The organism is Pseudomonas sp. CFBP 5748, from assembly GCF_053850495.1.
Window position 1 is genome coordinate 1 of sequence record NZ_JBSPTN010000012.1, and the last position, 22,478, is coordinate 22,478.

The 22,478-nt window shown below is 59.1% G+C and carries 24 protein-coding genes; 9 read left to right on the forward strand and 15 right to left on the reverse strand.

What is annotated here, in order from left to right; all coding sequences use genetic code 11:
• Nucleotides 1-89 precede the first annotated feature (89 nt).
• Nucleotides 90-1,289, reverse strand: a complete 1,200-nt coding sequence (gene tyrS / locus ACWNZ1_RS23180; protein WP_135847435.1) for a tyrosine--tRNA ligase — start codon at nucleotides 1,287-1,289, stop codon at nucleotides 90-92.
• Nucleotides 1,290-1,499: 210 nt separating this feature from the next.
• Here tyrS and ACWNZ1_RS23185 point away from each other — a divergent pair, with 210 nt between their 5' ends.
• Nucleotides 1,500-2,918, forward strand: a complete 1,419-nt coding sequence (locus tag ACWNZ1_RS23185) for a peptidoglycan DD-metalloendopeptidase family protein (RefSeq protein WP_135847436.1) — start codon at nucleotides 1,500-1,502, stop codon at nucleotides 2,916-2,918.
• A 3-nt stretch (nucleotides 2,919-2,921) separates the two neighbouring features.
• On the forward strand, nucleotides 2,922-4,013 hold the full coding sequence (locus tag ACWNZ1_RS23190) for an anhydro-N-acetylmuramic acid kinase (RefSeq protein ID WP_135847437.1): 1,092 nt from the start codon (nucleotides 2,922-2,924) through the stop codon (nucleotides 4,011-4,013).
• 67 nt (nucleotides 4,014-4,080) lie between these two features.
• On the opposite strand, the gene erpA is transcribed toward ACWNZ1_RS23190, so the two are convergent.
• Both erpA and argC read right to left on the reverse strand, forming a co-directional pair.
• A complete protein-coding gene (erpA, locus tag ACWNZ1_RS23195; protein ID WP_025215766.1) occupies nucleotides 4,081-4,431 on the reverse strand; it encodes an iron-sulfur cluster insertion protein ErpA in 351 nt (116 codons plus the stop codon).
• Nucleotides 4,432-4,573: 142 nt separating this feature from the next.
• A complete protein-coding gene (gene argC, locus ACWNZ1_RS23200; protein ID WP_135847438.1) occupies nucleotides 4,574-5,608 on the reverse strand; it encodes an N-acetyl-gamma-glutamyl-phosphate reductase in 1,035 nt (344 codons plus the stop codon).
• A gap of 134 nt (nucleotides 5,609-5,742) precedes the next feature.
• On the opposite strand from argC, the gene hemJ reads away from it, so the two are divergent.
• The 6 genes from hemJ (at nucleotide 5,743) to coq7 (ending at nucleotide 10,169) form a co-directional block, all read left to right on the forward strand.
• Entirely contained in the window at nucleotides 5,743-6,174 is a 432-nt protein-coding gene (gene hemJ, locus ACWNZ1_RS23205) for a protoporphyrinogen oxidase HemJ (RefSeq protein ID WP_212797820.1), read from the forward strand.
• A 35-nt stretch (nucleotides 6,175-6,209) separates the two neighbouring features.
• Entirely contained in the window at nucleotides 6,210-7,178 is a 969-nt protein-coding gene (locus tag ACWNZ1_RS23210) for an NAD(P)H-dependent flavin oxidoreductase (protein WP_135847439.1), read from the forward strand.
• Between the two features lie 43 nt (nucleotides 7,179-7,221).
• The gene (locus tag ACWNZ1_RS23215; RefSeq protein ID WP_456027919.1) at nucleotides 7,222-8,175 is read left to right on the forward strand and encodes a DUF805 domain-containing protein; all 954 of its coding nucleotides are present in this window, start codon (nucleotides 7,222-7,224) and stop codon (nucleotides 8,173-8,175) included.
• A gap of 62 nt (nucleotides 8,176-8,237) precedes the next feature.
• Nucleotides 8,238-9,026 (forward strand): SDR family NAD(P)-dependent oxidoreductase, encoded by a 789-nt coding sequence (locus tag ACWNZ1_RS23220; protein ID WP_135847441.1) that lies wholly within the window; start codon nucleotides 8,238-8,240, stop codon nucleotides 9,024-9,026.
• Nucleotides 9,027-9,107: 81 nt separating this feature from the next.
• A complete protein-coding gene (locus ACWNZ1_RS23225) occupies nucleotides 9,108-9,446 on the forward strand; it encodes a histidine triad nucleotide-binding protein (RefSeq protein WP_092455626.1) in 339 nt (112 codons plus the stop codon).
• Between the two features lie 75 nt (nucleotides 9,447-9,521).
• Nucleotides 9,522-10,169 (forward strand): 2-polyprenyl-3-methyl-6-methoxy-1,4-benzoquinone monooxygenase, encoded by a 648-nt coding sequence (coq7, locus tag ACWNZ1_RS23230; protein WP_135847442.1) that lies wholly within the window; start codon nucleotides 9,522-9,524, stop codon nucleotides 10,167-10,169.
• 99 nt (nucleotides 10,170-10,268) lie between these two features.
• Here the strand turns inward: coq7 and speD are convergent, their stop codons facing one another.
• Both speD and ACWNZ1_RS23240 read right to left on the reverse strand, forming a co-directional pair.
• Nucleotides 10,269-11,063, reverse strand: a complete 795-nt coding sequence (gene speD, locus ACWNZ1_RS23235; RefSeq protein ID WP_135847443.1) for an adenosylmethionine decarboxylase — start codon at nucleotides 11,061-11,063, stop codon at nucleotides 10,269-10,271.
• A gap of 238 nt (nucleotides 11,064-11,301) precedes the next feature.
• Complete coding sequence (locus ACWNZ1_RS23240) at nucleotides 11,302-11,724, reverse strand: OsmC family protein (protein WP_003206127.1); 423 nt, start codon at nucleotides 11,722-11,724, stop codon at nucleotides 11,302-11,304.
• Nucleotides 11,725-11,967: 243 nt separating this feature from the next.
• Between ACWNZ1_RS23240 and crp the strand changes: the two genes are divergently transcribed.
• Entirely contained in the window at nucleotides 11,968-12,612 is a 645-nt protein-coding gene (gene crp, locus ACWNZ1_RS23245; protein ID WP_135847444.1) for a cAMP-activated global transcriptional regulator CRP, read from the forward strand.
• On the opposite strand, the gene ACWNZ1_RS23250 is transcribed toward crp, so the two are convergent.
• The 10 genes from ACWNZ1_RS23250 to ACWNZ1_RS23295 form a co-directional block, all read right to left on the reverse strand.
• Nucleotides 12,609-13,310, reverse strand: a complete 702-nt coding sequence (locus ACWNZ1_RS23250; protein WP_135847445.1) for a lipoate--protein ligase family protein — start codon at nucleotides 13,308-13,310, stop codon at nucleotides 12,609-12,611. The two genes, crp and ACWNZ1_RS23250, sit on opposite strands and share 4 nt — an antisense overlap.
• Nucleotides 13,311-13,314: 4 nt before the next feature.
• The gene (gene trpC / locus ACWNZ1_RS23255; protein WP_256453843.1) at nucleotides 13,315-14,151 is read right to left on the reverse strand and encodes an indole-3-glycerol phosphate synthase TrpC; all 837 of its coding nucleotides are present in this window, start codon (nucleotides 14,149-14,151) and stop codon (nucleotides 13,315-13,317) included.
• Entirely contained in the window at nucleotides 14,148-15,197 is a 1,050-nt protein-coding gene (trpD, locus tag ACWNZ1_RS23260) for an anthranilate phosphoribosyltransferase (protein ID WP_135847447.1), read from the reverse strand. The genes trpC and trpD overlap by 4 nt, the downstream gene beginning before the upstream one ends.
• Nucleotides 15,198-15,206: 9 nt before the next feature.
• Entirely contained in the window at nucleotides 15,207-15,800 is a 594-nt protein-coding gene (locus tag ACWNZ1_RS23265) for an aminodeoxychorismate/anthranilate synthase component II (RefSeq protein ID WP_135847448.1), read from the reverse strand.
• Between the two features lie 84 nt (nucleotides 15,801-15,884).
• A complete protein-coding gene (trpE, locus tag ACWNZ1_RS23270; RefSeq protein WP_135847449.1) occupies nucleotides 15,885-17,366 on the reverse strand; it encodes an anthranilate synthase component I in 1,482 nt (493 codons plus the stop codon).
• A 70-nt stretch (nucleotides 17,367-17,436) separates the two neighbouring features.
• Complete coding sequence (locus ACWNZ1_RS23275) at nucleotides 17,437-18,255, reverse strand: phosphoglycolate phosphatase (protein WP_135847450.1); 819 nt, start codon at nucleotides 18,253-18,255, stop codon at nucleotides 17,437-17,439.
• Nucleotides 18,252-18,926: a ribulose-phosphate 3-epimerase gene (gene rpe / locus ACWNZ1_RS23280; RefSeq protein WP_256453845.1), complete on the reverse strand. Its 675-nt coding sequence runs from the start codon at nucleotides 18,924-18,926 to the stop codon at nucleotides 18,252-18,254. Before rpe ends, ACWNZ1_RS23275 begins: the two co-directional genes overlap by 4 nt.
• Before the next feature lie 78 nt (nucleotides 18,927-19,004).
• Nucleotides 19,005-20,153 (reverse strand): iron-containing alcohol dehydrogenase, encoded by a 1,149-nt coding sequence (locus tag ACWNZ1_RS23285; protein WP_135847452.1) that lies wholly within the window; start codon nucleotides 20,151-20,153, stop codon nucleotides 19,005-19,007.
• Between the two features lie 203 nt (nucleotides 20,154-20,356).
• Nucleotides 20,357-21,181, reverse strand: a complete 825-nt coding sequence (locus ACWNZ1_RS23290) for an ABC transporter permease (RefSeq protein WP_135847453.1) — start codon at nucleotides 21,179-21,181, stop codon at nucleotides 20,357-20,359.
• A 12-nt stretch (nucleotides 21,182-21,193) separates the two neighbouring features.
• Nucleotides 21,194-22,441: an ABC transporter permease gene (locus tag ACWNZ1_RS23295; RefSeq protein ID WP_135847454.1), complete on the reverse strand. Its 1,248-nt coding sequence runs from the start codon at nucleotides 22,439-22,441 to the stop codon at nucleotides 21,194-21,196.
• Nucleotides 22,442-22,478: the final 37 nt, after the last annotated feature.

Sequence of the window (22,478 nt, forward strand, 5' to 3'; positions counted from 1 at the left end):
GAAACTCAAGGAGTTTTCCGTTTCGACTGCGCCGGAAGTGGGGCGAATTATAGACGTCCAGAATTTGCCGTCAACACCTATTTTCAGCTTTATTCGGATTTCAGCGTAATCCGCGCGAAAGCCTTCTTGCCGGCCTGACATACATGAGTGGAACCCAGCTCATACATATAGGTGCGATCCACAACCTCACCATCTATACGCACACCGCCCGACCCAAGGAGATCTCGCGCCACTGCCGAATTCTTGACCAGACCTGCTTTATTAAGGACTGCCGCGATCGGCATATCCTCGACAGCAGTCAGCTCGATCTCCGGCAGATCATCCGGCAGCTCGCCATCCTTCATACGATTGCCCGCCGCACGGTGAGCGTTGGCCGCAGCCTCCTCACCATGGAAACGAGCAACGATTTCTTCGGCCAGCTTGATCTTGATGTCCCGCGGATTAGCCCCCGCCTCGACATCAGCGCGGAACGCATTGATCTCGTCCATGGAGCGGAAGCTCAACAACTCGAAGTAACGCCACATCAGCACATCCGGAATGGAGACCAGCTTGCTGTACATGACGCCTGGCGCTTCCTGGATGCCGACGTAGTTGCCCAACGACTTGGACATCTTCTTCACGCCATCCAGACCTTCCAGCAATGGCATGGTCAGGATGCACTGAGCCTCCTGACCATATCCGCGCTGCAACTCACGCCCCATTAACAGGTTGAACTTCTGGTCCGTACCACCGAGCTCAACGTCCGCTCGCAACGCGACGGAGTCGTAACCCTGTACAAGCGGATAGAGGAATTCATGAATGGCGATTGGCTGATTGGTTTTATAGCGCTTATCGAAGTCGTCGCGCTCGAGCATACGAGCTACGGTGTACTGGGAAGTCAGGCGAATGAAATCCGCCGGCCCCATCTGATCCATCCAAGTGGAGTTGAAAGCCACCTCGGTCTTGGCCGGATCAAGAATCTTGAAGACTTGAGTCTTGTAGGTCTCGGCGTTATCGAGAACCTGCTCGCGAGTCAGCGGAGGGCGCGTAGCACTCTTTCCACTCGGATCACCGATCATCCCGGTGAAGTCACCTATAAGGAAGATGACCTGGTGCCCCAGGTCCTGGAACTGACGCAGCTTATTAATAAGCACGGTATGACCCAGGTGCAGATCAGGCGCCGTCGGATCGAAACCAGCCTTGATACGCAGCGGCTGCCCGCGCTTGAGCTTCTCGATCAGCTCGGACTCGACCAATAGTTCTTCCGCACCACGTTTGATCAGCGCTAGCTGCTCTTCAACCGACTTCATAACAGACCCGCAAGGCTCAGATTCAAAGGGCCCCAACCATACAAGATCGCGTACCAAATACAAGGTTTGCCCGGCACACGGACGCCAATCCACAGACAGAGCGTCTGCGGGCTTGCTTCGCAGGGGATTTGGTTATATTTTATACAGTTATTTCATCTTCATCATGTCATTCATCTTTTCCAATTCATCTTTTCAAAAGTCAAATTACTTATGACCACAGAACCGTCTAAAGCGCCGCCGCTTTACCCAAAGACCCACCTGCTTGCCGCAAGTGGCATCGCAGCTCTCCTTAGCCTGGCGCTCCTGGTGTTTCCTTCCAGCGATGTTGAAGCCAAAAAGACGACTCTGAGTCTTGAACTGGAAAGCCCTGCTGAACAACTGACACAAGATCAAGACGCTGCCGAAGCCGTCCAGGCCACAAACGAGCCGGCCGTGCCCCCCTTCGCGCAGATTGAAAACACCCCCGAAGACACCACCGAGGCCGCTCAGGCAGAGCCACCAGTTGTTGTAGAAGAAAAGAAAGGCCCGGACCACCGCGAAGTCATTGTCGCCAAGGGCGATACGCTCTCCACCCTCTTCGAAAAGGTTGGCCTGCCTTCGACTTCAGTTCACGAAATCCTGGCCAGCGACAAGCAAGCCAAACAGTTCACCCAACTGCAGCGCGGCCAGAAACTCGAATTCGAACTCACTCCAGACGGACAGCTGACCAATCTGCACACCAAGCTGAGCGACCTGGAAAGCATCACCCTGACCAAAAATGACAAGGGTTATGTATTCAACCGCGTTACCGCCAAGCCCACTGTGCGCTCGGCTTACGTCCATGGCGTCATCAACAGCTCACTGTCGCAGTCGGCCGCTCGCGCAGGCCTTTCCCATAGCCTGACGATGGACATGGCCAGCGTGTTTGGCTACGACATCGACTTCGCCCAGGATATTCGTCAGGGCGACGAATTCGATGTCATCTATGAGCAGAAAGTGGTCAATGGGAAGAGCGTCGGCAACGGTCCGATCCTTTCCGCGCGCTTCACCAACCGCGGCAAAACCTACACCGCAGTGCGCTACACCAACAAACAAGGCAACAGCAGCTATTACACCGCCGATGGCAACAGCATGCGCAAGGCATTCATCCGTACGCCGGTTGATTTTGCCCGCATCAGCTCAAGATTCTCCGCAGGCCGCAAACACCCGATCCTGAACAAGATCCGGGCGCACAAAGGCGTCGACTATGCAGCCCCCCGCGGCACGCCAATCAAGGCTGCCGGCGACGGCAAAGTATTGCTGGCCGGACGCCGTGGTGGCTATGGCAATACCGTGATCATCCAGCACGGCAACACCTACCGCACGCTGTACGGCCACATGCAGGGCTTCGCCAAAGGCGTGAAGACCGGTGGCAGCGTCAAGCAAGGCCAGGTTATCGGGTATATCGGCACTACCGGCCTGTCCACAGGACCGCACCTGCACTATGAGTTCCAGGTCAACGGCGTTCACGTCGATCCGCTTGGCCAGAAACTGCCGATGGCCGATCCGATTGCCAAAGCCGAGCGCGCTCGATTCCTGGCCCAAAGCCAACCATTGATGGCTCGCATGGATCAAGAGAAGGCCACGATGCTGGCTTCGAGCAAGCGCTAAGCCATGACGTTCTATATCGGTGTGATGTCCGGGACCAGCCTGGATGGCTTGGATATCGCACTGATCGAACTGACCCCGGCGATCAAACTGATCGCCACGCACTACATCCCCATGCCCGCCTCCCTGCGCACCGAATTGCTCGGCTTGTGCAGCAGTGGGCCCGATGAAATTGCCCGCTCCGCCATTGCCCAACAGAATTGGGTAACGCTGGCCGCCCAGGGCATCCACACCCTCCTCAATGAACAGAAGCTCAAGCCTGAAAACGTAGCGGCGATTGGCAGCCATGGCCAGACCATTCGTCACGAACCGGCCCGGGGCTTTACCGTGCAGATCGGCAATCCCGCACTGCTGAGCGAATTGACCGGCATCACCATCGTCAGCGACTTCCGCAGTCGTGACATAGCGGCGGGCGGGCAAGGTGCTCCTCTGGTTCCGGCGTTCCATGAGGCACTGTTCGAAGAACGAGCCGGCAATCGCGCCGTGCTGAATGTCGGCGGTTTCAGCAATCTGAGCCTGATAGAACCCGGAAAACCCGTGGCGGGTTTCGATTGTGGTCCCGGCAACGTACTGCTCGATGCCTGGATACACCAACAACAGGGCGAGCACTTCGATCGCGACGGCCAATGGGCTGCCAGCGGGCAAGTCGAACCGGCTTTGCTCAAGGAACTGCTCAGCGACCCCTTCTTTGTCACCAAGGGTCCGAAAAGTACCGGGCGCGAAGTATTCAACCTGCCTTGGCTGACCCAGCACTTGTCCCACCTGCCAGCTTTTGCCCCCGAAAACGTACAGGCAACGCTGCTCGAACTGACAGCGCTGACCATCGTCGAGTCGCTGCAGCATGCCCAGCCCGATACTCAGGAGTTGTTGGTTTGCGGTGGCGGCGCGCACAACCAGACACTGATGAGGCGTCTAGCCGAGTTGCTGCCAAACGCCAAAGTCAGCAGCACTGCGGTGTACGGCGTAGACCCGGACTGGGTTGAAGCCATGGCTTTCGCCTGGCTGGCCCACTGCTGCCTCGCCGGTATTCCAGCGAATCGCCCAAGTGTCACTGGCGCCCGGGGCTTGCGTGTACTCGGCGCCATCTATCCCGCCTGAATCAATAATCCCGGACAGCAAAACGCCGCAGAGCCGTAAGGCACTGCGGCGTTTTTTATTGAGGCTGTCAGATCGAGAAAGAAGAACCGCAGCCGCAGGTTGTGGTGGCATTCGGGTTCTTGATCACGAAACGCGACCCTTCCAAACCTTCCTGATAATCCACCTCGGCACCCGCCAGGTACTGGAAACTCATCGGATCGACTACCAGGCTGACCCCTTCGCGCTCGACGATGGTGTCATCTTCGGCCACTTCCTCATCGAAAGTGAAGCCGTATTGAAAACCCGAACAACCACCGCCCGTCACGAATACGCGCAGCTTCAAACGATCATTGCCCTCTTCATCGACCAGGCTCTTCACCTTGTGCGCGGCACCGTGGGTGAATTGCAAAGCCATGGGGGTGAAGGTTTCGACGCTCATGCTGAATATCTCCCGGCGCTAACGCCGCCATAATGCGTAATGGCGGGCATTATCCGCTTCTCCTACAAAATCGGTCAACTATTTAGAAGACCAGCGCCAAGCTCCACGCTTGAAGCTCCGGACTTGAAGCCGGTGGCTGCTGTTAAGGCAACATCCCCGCATGGGACAGGCCCAGACGCTCATCCAGCCCGAACAGGATGTTCAGGTTCTGCACCGCCTGGCCCGACGCGCCCTTGACCAGATTATCGATGACCGACAGCACCACTACCAGGTCACCATCCTGCGGACGATGCACCGCAATCCGGCAAACGTTTGCTCCGCGCACGCTACGGGTTTCCGGATGGCTGCCGGCCGGCATCACGTCGACGAACGGTTCGTTGGCATAACGCTTTTCAAACAACGCCTGCAGGTCCACCGAGCGATCGACAACCGTTGCGTAAAGAGTGGAGTGGATGCCACGAATCATCGGCGTCAGGTGCGGCACGAACGTCAGGCCGACGTCCTTGCCCGCTGCCCGACGCAACCCCTGGCGAATTTCCGGCAGGTGACGGTGCCCCTTGACCGCGTAGGCCTTCATGCTTTCCGAGGTCTCGGAGTACAGCGAACCGACACTGGCGCCACGTCCAGCACCACTGACACCGGATTTGCAGTCAGCGATCAGGCGCGAAGTATCGGCGAGGCCGGCCTCGAGCAGCGGCAGGAAACCCAACTGCGTTGCAGTCGGATAGCAACCAGGTACGGCGATCAGTCGGGCCTGCTTGATTTTCTCGCGGTTGACTTCCGGCAAGCCATAGACCGCCTCATCCAGCAGCTCCGGCGCGCCGTGGGGCTGGCCGTACCATTTGGCCCATTCGTCTGCGTCCTGCAGGCGGAAGTCTGCCGACAGGTCGATGACCTTGGTCCCGGCGGCCAGCAGTTCGCCCGCCAGGGCATGGGCGACACCGTGAGGCGTGGCGAAGAACACCACATCGCAAGCGCCGAGGGTCTTGACGTCCGGAACGCTGAACGCCAGGCCATCGTAATGACCGCGCAGGTTCGGATACATGTCGGCGACGGCCAGGCCGGCCTCGGATCGGGAGGTAATGACCACCACCTCAGCTTGCGGATGCTGTGCCAACAGACGCAGCAGTTCGACACCGGTGTAACCCGTGCCGCCGACGATACCGACCTTGACCATAAACCTGCCCTCAACGAACCCACTGGAAAGCCGTCGATAATAGGGGGCCCACGGCGCGGCGACAACCGCCAAGGTGACGTGCGGCCGCTCTAACCTCTACTATCGGGCTACCGTGAATCTGGGAATAACTAAAAATGCTCTATCTGTGGCTCAAAGCACTTCACATTGTCAGCATGGTCTGCTGGTTCGCCGGGCTGTTCTACCTGCCCCGCCTGTTTGTCTATCACGCCCAAAGCGAAGACAGCGTCAGCAAGGAGCGCTTCAGCATCATGGAGCGCAAGTTGTATCGCGGCATCATGGGCCCGGCGATGATCGCCACCCTGGTGTTCGGCATCTGGCTGCTCAGCCTCAACGCCGGCGCATACTTCACCCAAGGCGGCTGGATGCACGCCAAGCTGACCCTGGTGGTGCTACTGATCGGCTATCACCATATGTGCGGCGCCCAGGTGAAGCGCTTCGCCCGTGGCGAAAACACCCGCAGCCATGTCTTTTATCGCTGGTTCAATGAAGTTCCGGTTCTGATATTGCTGGCTATCGTAATTCTGGTTGTGGTTCGGCCGTTCTAACTTCCAATCGGCACTATTTATCCGGGGGACTTCCCATGTCGCTGCCCGCTCTGCTTGAACAACGTTTGCGCCTGCCCGTCGTGGCAGCGCCGATGTTCCTGATTTCCAACCCGCAACTGGTCCTGGCCTGCTGCCGCAACGGCATCGTCGGCAGCTTCCCGGCGTTGAACCAACGCGAAAGCAGTGGTTTCAAGGCTTGGCTTGAGGAAATCGAAGCAGGTCTGGCGGCACTGGAAAATCCGGCACCCTACGCCGTAAACCTGATTGTTCATCACAGCAATCCGCGGCTTCAGGCTGACCTGGCGATCTGCATCGAACATAAGGTGCCGATTGTCATCACCAGCCTGGGTGCGGTGAAAGAGCTGGTAGACGCTGTTCACAGCTATGGCGGCCTGGTGTTCCACGACGTAACCACGCGGCGTCATGCCGAGAAGGCCGCCGAGGCCGGTGTCGATGGTCTGATCGCCGTTGCCGCCGGCGCAGGGGGGCACGCCGGGACCTGGAGCCCGTTCTCGCTGGTTGCCGAGATCCGGCAGTTCTTCGACAAAACCGTGCTGCTTGCAGGATGCCTGAACCACGGCCATCAGATTCTTGCCGCACAGTTACTCGGCGCGGATTTGGCCTACTTCGGGACCCGCTTTATCGGTACGAGCGAAAGCCATGCGCCTGACGCTTATAAAGAGATGTTGCTCACATCCCAAGCCGCAGACATCGTGCATACTCCAGCTGTCTCCGGGGTACCGGCCAGTTTCATGCGCCAGAGCCTGGAAAACGCCGGTTTCGATCTGGCCGCCTTGCAGAACAAAGGCGAGGTGGATTTTGGCTCGAAACTCAAACCGCTTAACGATGAAGCCAAGGCCTGGAAAACCGTGTGGTCCGCAGGCCAGGGCGTGGGTGAAATCCACGATTTACCCAGCGTCGATCAATTGGTCGCACGCCTGGATGAAGAATACCGCCAGGCACAGGCGCGGGCGGTAGAGCTTGGCGGCCAATGGCCTCGCTGAACTAACCCAATAAATTTAACTTTCAGAGACAAGGATGCCGGGCATGAGTGAAACCCGTTTCAATATCGTATTCGACGGAGCCCTGATGCCGGGCGTCGATACCACCACCGCCAAACTCAACCTCGCCGAGCTGTTCAAAAGCGATATCAGCGCCATTGAACGACTGTTCAGTGGCCGCAAGGTGGCGCTTAAAAGCAACCTGTCCCAGAGTGAAGCGCAGAAGTACCTGGAAGCACTCAACAAGAGCGGGATTGATGCACGCATCGAAGCCGAACCCTCCTTGCAGCTGAACCTCGGTGAGGTCCAGGAATCCCCACTGCACCACTCGAACTCGATCGTCGACCCCGTATCACCCTATGCGCCTCCCCGGGCACAGGTCGGTGAAGCGCTTGCCGAGTACAGCACCCTCAAGCCTTTCAGCTTTGAGGGGCGAATCGGGCGCCTGCGATACCTGGCCTGGACCATGGTTTTGACACTGGCCATGATGCCTGTCATCGGCATAGCCTTCTGGTTCAGCCTGACATGGATCCTCGCCTCGAACTCACTGGCGGCAATGATCATCGGCGGACTGCTGGGGGTAGCCATCGCATTGGGCTTTGCCTTTGTGAGCATCCAGTTCAGCGTCCAGCGCCTGCATGACGTCGGCTGGTCCGGGTGGCTGTGGTTGCTCAACCTGGTGCCGTTCGTGGGCAGCATCTTTCCGCTCGTGCTCATATGCACGCCCGGCAATACCGGTGCGAATCGCTATGGTCCTCCACCGCCGCCCAACAGCACTGCGGTCAAGGTTCTTTCGTGGCTGTGGGTCGTCTTGATCGCACTGGTTCTGGTCGGTGCAGTGGCCGGTGCTTTCAGCGGCATCGGAGAAGAGTTGGGCAGCAGCTCCCTGAGTAGCTATGAAAGCAGCGAGTCCACCGAAGATACTGCCGAAGAACCCGCCGTAGAGGCAGCCGAGCCCGCTCCGCCTTCTGTAGACTATGAAGAAGAAGAGGAACAATAAGCGCGCTTCATGCCGGTGACAGCCCAGTCCACTGGCGGCGGGCTGTTGCGATGGAGAACTGCATGACCCGTTACGCTCTGATCACTGGCGCCTCCAGCGGCATTGGCCTGGCCATGGCTGAGGCGCTGGCCCGGCGCGGCCGCAACCTGCTACTGGTGGCTCGACAGCGTGATCGGCTGGAAAGTATTGCAATCGAATTGACTCAGCGGTTTGGCGTGGAGGTGTTGTTCCGGGCTTGCGACCTGGGAGAACCGCTGAGACTTTCGGGCTTTCTTCTGGAACTGGAGGAAGGTGAGCGGCAGATCGATCTACTGGTCAATTGCGCCGGTATCGGTACCAGCGGCCCGTTCCTGGGCCAGGACTGGATGACCGAACAGGACCTGATCGAAGTCAACATCCTCGCCCTGACACGTCTTTGTCACGCGGTAGGCAATAGCATGGCACTGCATGGCGGTGGCCAGATCCTCAACGTTGCGTCGATCGCCGCATTCCAGCCTGGGCCCTGGATGAGCACCTATTACGCCAGCAAGGCTTATGTGCTGCACTTCTCCGAAGCCTTGCGGGTCGAACTGAAGAAGTGCGCGATCAAGGTATCGGTACTTTGCCCAGGCCCGACCCGGACAGGCTTTTTCGCCAAGGCACGATTGGATGAGCAAAAAATCAACGACAACAAGTCGACGATGAGTCCGGAGGAAGTTGCCCTATATGCTGTGCGCGCGCTGGACCGCAACCGCGCCATCATCATTCCCGGACGCCGCAATCGCTGGCTGGCCGCGCTACCGCGACTGGGATCGCGAGGACTGGTCCGGACCATCGCCGGCATGGTGAACAAGGCCCACTGCCCTCGCTGATACGCTGGTAGCTGAAAAACCAGGCTCGCCAATCGAACCTTCAGTACACTCGACCTCGACTAACCCAATGGAGAAACAGCTGTGGATACTCTGTTTACCAAGATCATCAACCGGGAGATTCCGGCGAAGATCATTTACGAGGATGACCAGGTCCTGGCCTTCCACGACATTGCCCCGCAAGCCCCCGTGCATTTTCTGGTCATTCCAAAGAAACCGATCCGCACCCTCAATGACCTGACCGAAGAAGACAAAGGTCTGACCGGACACATCCTGTTCACCGCCCAGCGCCTGGCACTCGAGCTGGGGTGCGAGGAAGGGTTTCGCGTGGTGATGAACTGCAATGAACTCGGCGGGCAGACCGTCTATCACATTCATATGCATGTGCTGGGGCAGCGCCAGATGAACTGGCCGCCGGGTTGATAGCCCTGACCCAACGCAAATCTTCAGCGGCCGACTGGGTTAAACTGGCCGCCGTGATTTTTCCCGGAGGTAAGCATGACTACTCAACGTCACTACTCGCCAATTGACCGCCTGCTGCTGCAAGCCGATACCGCGATGCGCACGCTGTTGCCTTTCAGTGGCCAGCCGTTTCGCCCATCACCGGCTATCGTGCAGCCGGACGTGCAACTCAGTGACGAGCAGAGCCGCCACGTCGCAGGCCTGATGCGCATCAACCACACCGGCGAAGTCTGTGCCCAGGCGCTGTATCAGGGCCAGGCGCTGACCGCCAAGCTGCCGAAGGTGCGTGAGGCGATGGAGCATGCCGCCGAGGAAGAAATCGACCATCTGGTCTGGTGCGAGCAGCGCATTCGCCAGCTGGGCAGTCATACCAGCGTCCTGAACCCGTTGTTCTATGGGATGTCATTCGGAATCGGCGCAGTGGCCGGATTGATCAGCGACAAAGTCAGCCTCGGCTTCGTTGCAGCGACCGAGCATCAGGTGTGCAAGCACTTGAATGAACATCTGGAACAACTGCCAGCCGAGGATGAGAAATCCCGGGCGATTCTGGAGCAGATGCGCGAGGACGAGGAACACCATGCCGAGAGTGCCCTTGAGGCCGGTGGTTTTCGTTTTCCGGCACCGGTGAAGTTCGGTATGAGCCTGTTGGCCAAGGTCATGACCAAGAGCACTTATCGGATCTGATCACGAAAGTGGAGTTAAACACCACGGGATCAAAGGCAATTTGGCATCCAAAAAAAAGGCGACTACCCACTGGTAGTCGCCTTTTTTATGCTCGAAACTTCAGCGCGGCATGTTACGTGCGTAGAAGATTTCCAGCATTTCGTGTTTCACACGCTCTTCCACCTGGTCGCGCTGTTCAGTGGACAGGTTGCTGGTGGCATCGCCGAACAGATAGTTATCCAGTTCGAAGTCTTTGAGCAGCATTTTGGTGTGGAACAGGTTTTCCTGATACACGTTCACGTCGGTCATCTGGTACGCATCGCGCGTATCTTCAGACAGGTAGTTCTGGATCGAATTGATCTCGTGATCAATAAAATGCTTGTGGCCTTCAACGTCGCGGGTAAACCCACGCACGCGGTAATCCACAGTCACGATGTCCGACTCGAATTGGTGAATCAGGAAGTTGAGCGCCTTGAGCGGTGAAATAACACCACAGGTCGACACATCGATGTCCACACGGAACGTCGCAATGCCATCTACCGGGTGTATTTCCGGGTAGGTATGTACCGTGATGTGGCTCTTGTCGAGGTGGGCCAGGATGATTTCGGGCAACGGGCCCGGGGACTCTTCGATCTGGCTGTCGGTCGGCGTCACCGGCTCTTCCGAGATCAGAATGGTCACGCTGGCACCTTGGGGTTCATAGTCCTGACTGGCGATGTTCAGGATGTTGGCACCAATGATATCGACAACTTCCGTGAGGATCTGCGTGAGGCGCTTGGCGTTGTACTCTTTATTGATGTACTCGACGTAGGCCTGCTGGTCTTGCGGAGTCTCCGCATAGCAGATGTCATAGATGTTGAAGCTCAAGGTCTTTGTCAGGTTATTGAACCCATGGAGCTTGAGTTTGCTTTTCACCGTTTGAAAACTCTCTATGTATTGCGGCCTGGCCGCGTGATCAAGCATGCCCGTCAGATGCGAACGACGCACCTGCGTAGGACGGTTAACACCTCTTCGCGATGGCGATTTTGGTTGTCTGTCCAGACAAGGACCGGTCAAACGACCGATCTCCGCCCTGAAAAAAGTGGCGCATTATGCAGACGTCGGCTTCTGATCGCCAGAGCTTGCACTGCTTTTATGATGGTTGGATGTCGATTCAACCCAATTCGATGATTTCATAATCGTGGGTGATTTCAACGCCGGCAGCGCCGAGCATGATGGACGCCGAGCAATATTTTTCGGCGGACAGCTCAATGGCGCGCTTGACCTGGGCTTCCTTCAGCGCTCGTCCCTTCACCACGAAGTGCATGTGAATCTTGGTGAACACTTTCGGGTCTTCGGTGGCGCGCTCCGCCTCCAGAAAGGCTTCGCAGCTTTCGACGGCCTGGCGGGACTTCTTGAGAATGCTGACCACGTCGAAGTTACTGCAACCGCCCACGCCCAGCAGAAGCATTTCCATTGGCCGAACACCCAGGTTGCGACCACCGGCTTCCGGCGGACCGTCCATGACCACCACATGACCGCTGCCTGATTCACCGAGGAACATGGCTTCGCCAGCCCATTGGATGCGTGCCTTCATCGCCAAGACTCCACTGTTAAAAAGGGGGCGCCAGCTTAGCACAGCCCTCGTCGTGTCAGCCTCTGCAGTAGGGCCTCTGCAGTAGGACAGCCAGACGCATGCATGTAGGTAAATTCTCAAATCAATTGGGGATGCCTCTGTTAAGCTGGCCCAGCTCGCTGGCGTATGGCCAGCTATTGCGATTGCCATCGCGCCCATAAGAAAACCAAACCACCACACCGCGCAGTCTTTCGGGATACAACCATGGTTGCCATTACTCCCACGCTCAAGATCAAGAATCTCGACAAGCTCCTGATGCATTGTCAGCGTCGTCGCTATCCCGCCAAGCACAATATCATTTGCGCAGGCGATCGCTCAGACGCGCTGTTCTTCATCATCAAGGGATCGGTCACTATCCTGATCGAGGATGACGATGGGCGGGAAATGATCATCGCCTATCTCAATTCGGGGGATTTTTTTGGCGAACTGGGGTTGTTCGAGCAGGCCGGCAAAGAGCAAGTACGCAGTGCCTGGGTACGCGCCAAGATCGAATGTGAGGTAGCGGAAATCAGCTACAGCAAATTCCGGGAACTGTCTGTGCAAGACCCGGACATTCTTTACGTCCTCAGCGGACAAATCGCACAGCGCCTGCGCAACACCACACGCAAGGTGGGCGACCTGGCCTTCTTCGACGTGACCGGTCGCGTCGCCCGCTGCCTGCTGGAACTGTGCAAGCAACCCGATGCCATGACCCACCCGGACGGCATGCAAATCAAAGTGACCCGCCAGGAAATCGGCCGGATTGTCGGTTGCTCTCGGGAAATGGTCGGTCGGGTGCTCAAGGACCTGGAGGAGCGCAACCTGGTCAGCGTCAAAGGCAAGACCATGGTGGTGTTCGGAACGCGTTAGGCCCCAGGTAACGTGGTCAGCAATTGCCGGTACAACGTCTCGAGCCGCACCAGCGCGTGCGGGGCCGGGAATTTTTCATGCAAGGCGATGTGGCTCTCGGCCCGCACGCGCTGCTCCAGACCACAGGCCTCATTGAAACGATTGACCGCAGCCACCATGGATTCGCGCTCGTTCTCCAGTAACAGCGCGCCATGTACCAGGCCCACCGGGCGTTGACCGCCCTTGCTCTGGCGCCAGCGCTGGGCGGTGCCGACCATTTTCCGGCCGTCGAGATTGACGTTGAACCGCCCGTCGCAAAACGCGCCCTCCACCTCCCCCAACGAAGCGACTCCGCCCAACTCATCCAGCAACTGACAGATGGGATCACACAACCGGCGATACGCGGTTTCAATCCGTCCATGATCGCCTTCGCTGCGCGGTGGTGCGTAGACCAGGGCGATATTGACCGTGGCGGCGGACTGCGGCACCGGTTCGCCGCCTGTTTCGCGCAGCAGCACCGGCCAGCCATTGGCGGCCGAGACCTCACAGGCGTATTCGAACCCCGGCAAGCGACTTAAGCGGCGTGGCATGACCAGCGCACGGTCATTGGGCTGCCAGAACAACAAGCCGAATTCAGCCTCACCCGCACAGATGCTAGCCAGCAGATCCTGTTCGGCTTGCAGGCCGGCTTCGACGGTCAGGGCAATCACGGGCGGCATTTAATCAGTCCAGTGTCGAACCGCTTACCGGGAGGCCACGTTCAGGAAAGAACAATCGTTGCAGTTCCGTGCCCGGGCTTTCGGCTCGCATGAACGCTTCGCCCACCAGGAATGAGTACACGTCGCTGACTTCCATCAGCTCGACATCGGCCCGGTTGAGGATGCCACTTTCGGTGATGACCAGGCGATCACGCGGGATCCGCGGCAGCAGGTCCAGGGTGGTTTCCAGGTTGACTTCGAAGGTGTGCAGATTGCGGTTGTTCACACCGACCAGTGGGGTATCCAGGGTTTTCAAGGCCCGCTCCAACTCGTCGCCGTCATGGACTTCCACCAATACGTCCAGGCCCACGCCTTTGGCGACTGCCGCCAGCTCGGCCATTTTCACGTCGTCGAGGGCGGAAACGATCAACAACACGCAATCGGCACCGAGGGCGCGGGCCTCAATGATCTGATACGGGTCGATCATGAAATCCTTGCGGATCACCGGCAGCTTGCACGCCGCCCGCGCCTGCTTGAGGTAGTCGTCGGCGCCTTGGAAAAAGTCGATGTCGGTCAGCACCGAGAGGCAGGTCGCCCCACCCTTCTCGTAGCTTTTGGCGATGTCGGCCGGCACGAAGTGCTCACGAATCACACCTTTGCTGGGGGAGGCCTTTTTGATTTCGGCAATCACCGCCGGCTGTTTTTTCTTCGCCTGATCGATCAGCGCCTTGGCAAAGCCGCGGGGCGCATCCGCTGAACGCGCGAGGTTCTCCAGCTCCGTCAGACTGACTCGAGCGCTGCGCTCGGCCACTTCCTCAGCCTTGCGAGCCAGAATTTTTTCCAGGACCGTTGGCACGCTCATCCTTCGTTCTCCACTTTGAATACGGCGGTAAATGCACCCAACTCTTCGAGTTTTTCCCTGGCCAAGCCAGTGTGCAACGCATCATGGGCCAGTTCCACGCCTTGCTTGAGGCTGCTGGCGTGGTCGGCGGCGTACAACGCAGCGCCGGCATTGAGCACGATCATCTCAGCGGCTTTCTGGCCATTCTCGGTCTTGCGGCGACCCAAGGCATCGCGAATCAGTTCCAGCGACTGGGCCGGACTGTCAACCGCCAGGCCGTGCAGGCTCTGGCTTTTCATGCCCAGGTCTTCTGGTTCGACCCAATACTCGCTGATCTGATCATTTTTTAATTCAGCCACGAATGTGGGTGCCGCCAGACTGAACTCATCCAAGCCGTCCTTCGAGTGGACCACCAGCACGTGCTTGCTGCCCAGACGTTGCAGGACTTCTGCCAACGGCCGGCACAGCGCCTGGCTGAACACGCCCACCACCTGATGTTTCACGCCAGCCGGATTCGTAAGCGGGCCGAGCATGTTGAACATCGTACGCAGGCCCAACTCACGACGCGGTGCCGCAGCGTGCTTCATGGCACTGTGATGGGTCTGGGCAAACATGAACCCGATGCCGACATTATCAATGCAGCGTGCTACCTGGACCGGGGTCAGGTTCAAGTAGATGCCGGCCGCCTCCAGCAAGTCGGCACTGCCGCTCTTGCCGGAAACTGCGCGATTGCCGTGTTTGGCAACGGTGCAGCCGGCCGCCGCGACCACGAACGCCGACGCGGTGGAAACGTTGAAAATATTGGCGCCATCACCGCCGGTCCCGACCACATCCACCACGCCGTCCAGGGTCTTGAGCTCGACCTTGTCCGCCAGCTCGCGCATCGCCGAAACCGCACCGACGATTTCATCGATGCTTTCGCTCTTCATGCGCATGGCCATCATGAAAGCGCCAATCTGCGCATCCGTGCATTGTCCGGTCATGATTTCGCGCATCACGTCGCGCATCTCGTCAGTGCTCAGGTCGAGATGGCCGACGATACGGCTCAGGGCTGTCTTGATATCCATAAAAAGTCCTTAGCGCGTGCCGCCGGTTTGTTTGAGGAAGTTGGCGAACAGTTCGTGGCCCTGCTCGGTGAGAATAGACTCGGGATGAAATTGCACACCCTCGATATTCAGCGTCTTGTGGCGCAACCCCATGATCTCATCCACCGAACCGTCTTCAAGCTGAGTCCAGGCGGTTATCTCCAGGCAGTCGGGCAGGGTTTCGCGCTTGACGATCAAGGAGTGGTAGCGGGTAACGGTCAGCGGAAGATTCAGCCCTTCGAACACGCCCTTGTCCTCGTGGAACACCGGGCTGGTTTTACCGTGCATGACTTGACGGGCACGTACCACATCGCCACCAAACGCTTGGCCAATCGACTGATGCCCCAGGCAAACGCCCAGAATTGGCAGTTTACCGGCGAAATATTTGATGGCTTCGATGGAGATGCCCGCTTCGGTCGGCGTGCAAGGCCCCGGCGAGACGACGATGCGCTCAGGCTTGAGGGCTTCAATTTCAGCGATGGTCAGTTCGTCGTTGCGCACGACTTTGACCTCGGAGCCCAACTCCCCGAGGTATTGCACAACGTTGTAGGTAAAAGAGTCGTAATTATCGATCATCAGCAACATGGCGTAGCAACCTTTGGATTCACTGACTTTAAATACGGCCTTCGAAGCAAAACAGCCCCTGGCCACAGGTTGTTGTGGAGGACTTCAGTCGCCTGAAGTCTGCTCCGCCAACGCCACGGCGCGGAACATCGCCCGACGCTTGTTCAGGGTTTCTTCCCATTCCAACGCTGGCACCGAGTCGGCGACGATGCCGCCGCCGGCCTGGACGTGCAGTTCACCGTTCTTGATCACCGCGGTACGGATGGCAATGGCGGTGTCCATGTTGCCGTTCCAGGCGAAGTAACCCACGGCCCCGCCGTACACCCCACGCTTGACCGGTTCCAGTTCGTCGATGATCTCCATCGCGCGGATTTTCGGCGCGCCGGACAAGGTGCCCGCCGGCAGGATCGCCCGCAAGGCGTCCATCGCCGTCAGCCCGGCTTTCAACTGGCCGGTGACATTGGAGACGATGTGCATCACGTTGGAATAGCGCTCGATGACCATCTTCTCGGTGAGCTTCACCGAACCAACTTCCGAGACGCGCCCGGTGTCGTTGCGCCCCAGGTCGATCAGCATCAGGTGCTCGGCGATTTCCTTGTCGTCAGACAGCAGGTCCTCTTCCAGCGCCCGGTCAGCCTCCTCCGTGGCGCCACGGGGACGAGTACCAGCAATCGGGCGCACGGTGATCAGGTTGTCTTCGACCCGTACCAGTACTTCCGGCGAGCTGCCCACGACGTGGAAGTCGCCAAAGTTGAAGAAGTACATATAAGGCGTCGGGTTGAAGCAGCGCAGTGCCCGGTACAGGTCAATGGGCGCCGCCTTGAAGTCGATGGACATCCGTTGCGACGGCACTACCTGCATGCAGTCGCCAGCCAGGATGTATTCCTTGATGGTATCGACGGCTCTTTCGTAATCGTCCTGGGTGAAACTGGAGCGGAACACCGGGTCGGCTGCCGACTGTTTGCTGAAATCCAGGCCGGGGCGTGGCGTGATCGGCTGACGGAGTTTTTCCAACAGTGCCTGCAGGCTTTGTTGGCCTTGCTCGTAGGCGTCCTCCTGGGACGGGTCAGCCAGGACAATGGCGTGCATCTTTCCCGCGAGGTTGTCGAAGACGACAACGGCGTCGGACACCATCAGCAAAATGTCCGGAACGCCCAGTGGATCGGGGTTCGGACAGGTGCCCAGGCGTTTTTCCACGTAGCGCACGCAGTCGTAGCCGAAATACCCCACCAGGCCACCGTTGAAACGTGGCAGGCCAGGGATGGTCGGCACGTTGTAACGGGCCTTGAAGGTTTCGACGAACGCCAGCGGGTCTTCAACGTCCAGGCTTTCGATCTCGACGCCGTCGTGGGTCACGCTGATGCGATGGTCATGAACCCGTAGCACGGTACGGCACGGCAGGCCGATGATGGAGTAACGGCCCCATTTCTCGCCGCCCTGTACCGATTCGAGCAGGTAGGAGTTGGGCTGGTCGGCCAGTTTCAAGTAGATCGACAGTGGCGTGTCGAAGTCGGCCAGGGTTTCGCAGGCAAGCGGGATGCGGTTGTAGCCGGCAGCGGCTAGACGCAGGAATTCTTCACGGATCATGGGGTGCCTCGTGGCAAGAGAAGCTGACAGTCAGGTATGCAAACGCGCCGGATAACCGGCCAGGATCACGTCAGGCGCGCCAACGCCAGCGGGCCAGGGCCTTGATGACTTTCATCCAGAGTTTGCGAGTGACCACCACGATGGCGTTTCCAGAAGAGGATTGAACAGCGTCGGGCAACGTTATCTCAGCGGCCGGGTCCAGGCAACCGGGAATTAACAGACGCAAATCGTCGATCACCAGCGTGGGAAACTCTTCGGCGATCGGCCGACCATGGTTATAGCCGTAACTCAGCGCCACACATTTGACCCCAGCCGCTTTCGCCGCCAGCACATCACTGCGCGAGTCGCCGACGAACAACGATTGGGAGGCCGGGATGTTGGCCATTTTCATCACGAAGAACAGTGCGGCCGGGTCAGGCTTTTTCTGCGGCAAGGTGTCGCCGCCGATGATCCAGCGGAAATAACGGCCGATTTTCATCTGATCCAGCAACGGCGCGACGAAGCGCTCCGGCTTGTTGGTGATCAGCGCCATTTCCACGCCCTGCTTTTTCAGCCATTTGAGGGTCGAGCGCACGCCGGGGTAGACCACCGTCAGTTCGTGATTGCCCTCGTAAGCTTCGTTGAACAGCTCCAGCGCCCGCTCGGCCTCGGCCTCATCGACACCCTGGGCATCGATGTGGTTGGCCAGGGCCCGGCGCACCAGCATGGGCGCGCCATTGCCGACCCATTGACGCACAGCGTCGAGGCCGGCGGGCGGGCGGTCGAGCTTGAGCAGCATGTGGTCCACGGCGACAGCGAGGTCTGGAACCGAATCGACCAGAGTGCCATCGAGGTCGAACATCACCAGACGCGGCAGGCTGCCGGGGAACAACTGCTCGAAACCGCTCATGGACGGGCCAGAGCCAATTCGGCGCGCATCTTTTCAATGACCTCTTTGTAGTCCGGTGCATTGAAGATCGCCGAGCCGGCAACGAAAGTGTCGGCACCCGCGGCGGCGATTTCGCGGATGTTGTTCACATTCACGCCACCGTCGATTTCCAGGCGGATGTCACGGCCCGACGCATCGATCAGCGCGCGGGCCTTGCGCAGCTTATCGAGGGTGCCAGGAATGAATTTCTGCCCACCGAAACCCGGGTTGACACTCATCAGCAGGATCATGTCGACCTTGTCCATCACGTACTCGAGCACGTCCAACGGTGTCGCCGGGTTGAACACCAGGCCGGACTTGCAACCGCCTTCGCGGATCAACTGCAAGGAGCGGTCGACGTGCAGCGAGGCTTCAGGGTGGAAGGTGATATAGGTGGCACCGGCCTCGATGAAGTCACCAACGATGCGGTCCACCGGGCTGACCATCAGGTGCGCGTCGATCGGCGCGGTGACGCCGTACTTGCGCAACGCCGCGCAGACCATCGGGCCGATGGTCAGGTTGGGTACATAATGGTTGTCCATGACATCGAAGTGCACGAAGTCGGCGCCGGCGGCCAGAACGTTGTCCACTTCCTCGCCCAGGCGGGCGAAATCGGCGGAGAGAATCGACGGAGCAATAACGAAGGGCTGCATGACGCACCTGTTTTGAGCGAAATCACGATGGCGCGCATTGTATACCTCAAGATTTGGCGCGCCCACCGTGACAGTCGATCAATACGCCGCGCGGTAGATCTCCTCGATATCACCGGCGCTCAGTTGGCGCGGATTATTGCGCATCAGCCGCTCTATTCCCGCGGCTTCTACCGCCATCGAGGGAATCACGTCCTCGGTCACGCCCAGACCGCTCAGGCCCTTGGGTATTTCCACGGCAGCACACAGCGCGGTCATCGCCTCCACGGCTTCGTCGGCAGCCTCCAGGTCACTCAGGTGCGCGGTCTTGATACCCATGGCTTCGGCAATATCGCGCATGCGCTCGACGCAGGCCATCTTGTTCCACGCCATGACATACGGCAGCAACAAGGCGTTGGCGACGCCATGGGAGACGTGAAAACGCCCGCCCAAGGGATAGGCCAGCGCATGCACTGCCCCGACCCCGGCGTTACCAAACGCCATGCCGGCCATCAGGCTGGCGGTGGCCATATCCTCGCGGGCTTGCAGGTGGGCGGGGTTGGCGTAGGCCTTGGGCAAGGCGCGAGTGATCAGCTTGATTGCGCCGATGGCCAGGGCATCGGTAATCGGCGAAGCATTGAGCGACAGGTAGGCCTCGATGGCGTGCACCAACGCATCGACGCCACTGGCCGCCGTTACGCTGCGCGGGCAAGTGAGGGTCATCTGCGGACTGACCAGCGCCACATCCGGCAGCAGAAAATCGCTGACGATGCCTTTCTTCAACTGCGCGGCCTTGTCGGAGAGGATCGCCACATTGGTGACTTCCGAGCCGGTCCCGGCTGTGGTGGGGATGGCGATCATGGGGGCGCCTTTGCGCGGTACCTGGTCGACCCCGAACATATCCTGCAACTCGCCGTGGTAACCGGCGTAGACCCCCACGCATTTGGCGATGTCGATGGCACTGCCGCCACCCAGGCCGATCAGGCCATCATGGCCGCCGTCTCGGTAGGCCTGCATGCAGTCTTCGACGATGGCGATTTCCGGGTCCGGCATGACCCGGTCGAAAATTTCGTAGTCGCGCCCGCCCAGGTGTTGCAAGGCCAGCTCCACGGTACCGGACTTGACCAGCGCGGCGTCAGTCACGATCAGCGGGTTGTCGACGTCCAGCCGCGTCAGCTCGGCCGCCAGTTGCTCGATGGCAGCGGCACCGGTGATCAGTTTGTGGGCGATCTTGAATGAGGAAAGACTCATGTGCGCGGCCTCTTATTCGAGTATGGGCTGGCACAAGGATAGCTCGGTATTGCGGGTTGTCTGCTATTCAGCTCATGAATCCATCGCAAATCCACTGTAGGAGCGGGCTTGCTCGCGAATGCGGCGCAACAATCATTAGATATGTCGACTGATACACCGCTTTCGCGAGCAAGCCCGCTCCCACAATGGTTTTACATTGGGCCTCAGACTTGAGTAGTACGCAGTTTCTCGCTGCGCCCACGCAACCACTCCAGGGTCAGCAGCAGGATCACCGAGAAGGCAATCAACAGCGTCGCCGCGGCGGCGATGGTCGGGCTGAGGTTTTCGCGGATACCGCTGAACATCTGCCGTGGCAGGGTCGCCTGCTCGGGACCTGCCAGAAACAAAGTCACCACCACTTCATCGAACGATGTCGCGAAGGCGAACAACGCGCCGGAGATCACACCGGGGGCGATCAACGGCAGGGTCACCCGACGAAACGCGGTCAATGGCGAAGCCCCAAGACTGGCGGCGGCCCGAACCAGGTTGTGGTTGAACCCCTGCAAGGTCGCCGACACCGTGATGATCACGAACGGCACGCCCAGCACGGCGTGGACCACAATCAGCGAGAGGAAGCTGTTGCCCATCCCCAGCGGCGCGAAGAACAGGTAGCTGGCCACACCGATGATCACCACCGGCACCACCATGGGCGAAATCACCAGGGCCATCACCAGCGCCTTGCCCGGGAAGTCACCCCGGGTCAGGCCGATGGCCGCCAGCGTGCCGAAAATCATCGCCAGCAAGGTCGCTGCCGGGGCCACGATAATGCTGTTTTTCAGCGCCCGCATCCATTCGGCCGAGGCGAAGAAATCGTGGTACCACTGCAGAGAGAAACCTTGCAGCGGGTACACCAGGAAGCTGCCGGAGTTGAACGACAGCGGAATGATCACCAGTACCGGCAGGATCAGGAACAACAGGATCAGCCCGCAGAGTATGCGCAAGCTGTAGAACCACACCCGTTCAACGGGGGACATGTAAGGACTCAGCATTTCGATCTCCCCTTAGCTCAGGCGCAGGCGACTGGCGCCCACCAGCCAGCTGTAAATCAGATAAAGCACGATGGTCGCCAGCAACAGCAGCCCGCCGAGCGCCGTGGCCATGCCCCAGTTGATACTGGTGTTGGTGTAGAACGCGACGAAGTAGCTGACCATCTGATCGTTCGGGCTGCCCAGCAGCGCCGGGGTGATGTAGTAGCCGATGGCAAGGATGAACACCAACAGGCAGCCAGCGCCGACACCGGCATAGGTCTGCGGGAAATACACCCGCCAGAAACTGGCGAACGGATGGCAGCCCAGGGAAATCGCCGCACGCATGTAGGTTGGCGAGATGCCCTTCATCACGCTGTAGATCGGCAGGATCATGAACGGCAGCAGGATATGGACCATGGAGATGTAGACACCGGTGCGGTTGAACACCAGCTCCAGGGGTTTATCGATAATGCCCATGGCCATCAGGCCGCTGTTGATCAGGCCGCCCGACTGCAGCAGCACGATCCATGCGGCAACCCGCACCAGGATCGAAGTCCAGAATGGCAGCAGCACCAGGATCATCAGCAGGTTGCTCTGGCGCGATGGCAGGTTCGCCAGCAGGTAGGCCAACGGATAAGCGAGCACCAGGCAAATCGCGGTGATCACCAGGCCCATCCAGAACGTGCGAGTGAAAATGTCGAGGTAGATCGCCTGGTCGGGAGTGGCTGGGGCCAGTTCGCCGAGGTCGTCGATTCGATGATCGACGGCCGCCAGCAAGTAATACGGGGTGACGTCGCTGGTGTTGCGACGGATCACCTGCCAGTACGCGGGATCGCCCCAGCGCTCGTCGAGGTTTTCCAACGCTTCTTTATAGGAGGCCGGCTCGGTGGCAAACGGCAGCGCTCGAGCGGTCTTGGTCAGCAGGCTACGATAGCCGGCCAGTTCCATGTTCAGGCGCTTGGACAGATCGCCCAGGGTCTGATTCTTGCGGGCTTCGGCCAGGTCTTCACTGGCTGCCTTGTACACCGGCTCACCCGGCAACCCACGCCCGTCCCACGTAGCGACCGCCGCCACGGTGCGCGGCATGGCGCTGACGACTTCCGGGTTGCTGACGCTTTTGAACAGCAGCGCCACGATCGGCACCAGGAACACCAGCAACAGAAACAGTACCAGCGGCGCGATCAAGGCCTGGGCCTTCCAGCGGTTGACCCGCTCGGCGCGCTTGAGCCGCTGCTTCAGGGTGGGGCTGGTGCCCGCGTTCAGTGGAACGGCGATGGCCATGGCGAACTCCGCAAATCTTTTTGATCGTTACAGGGGC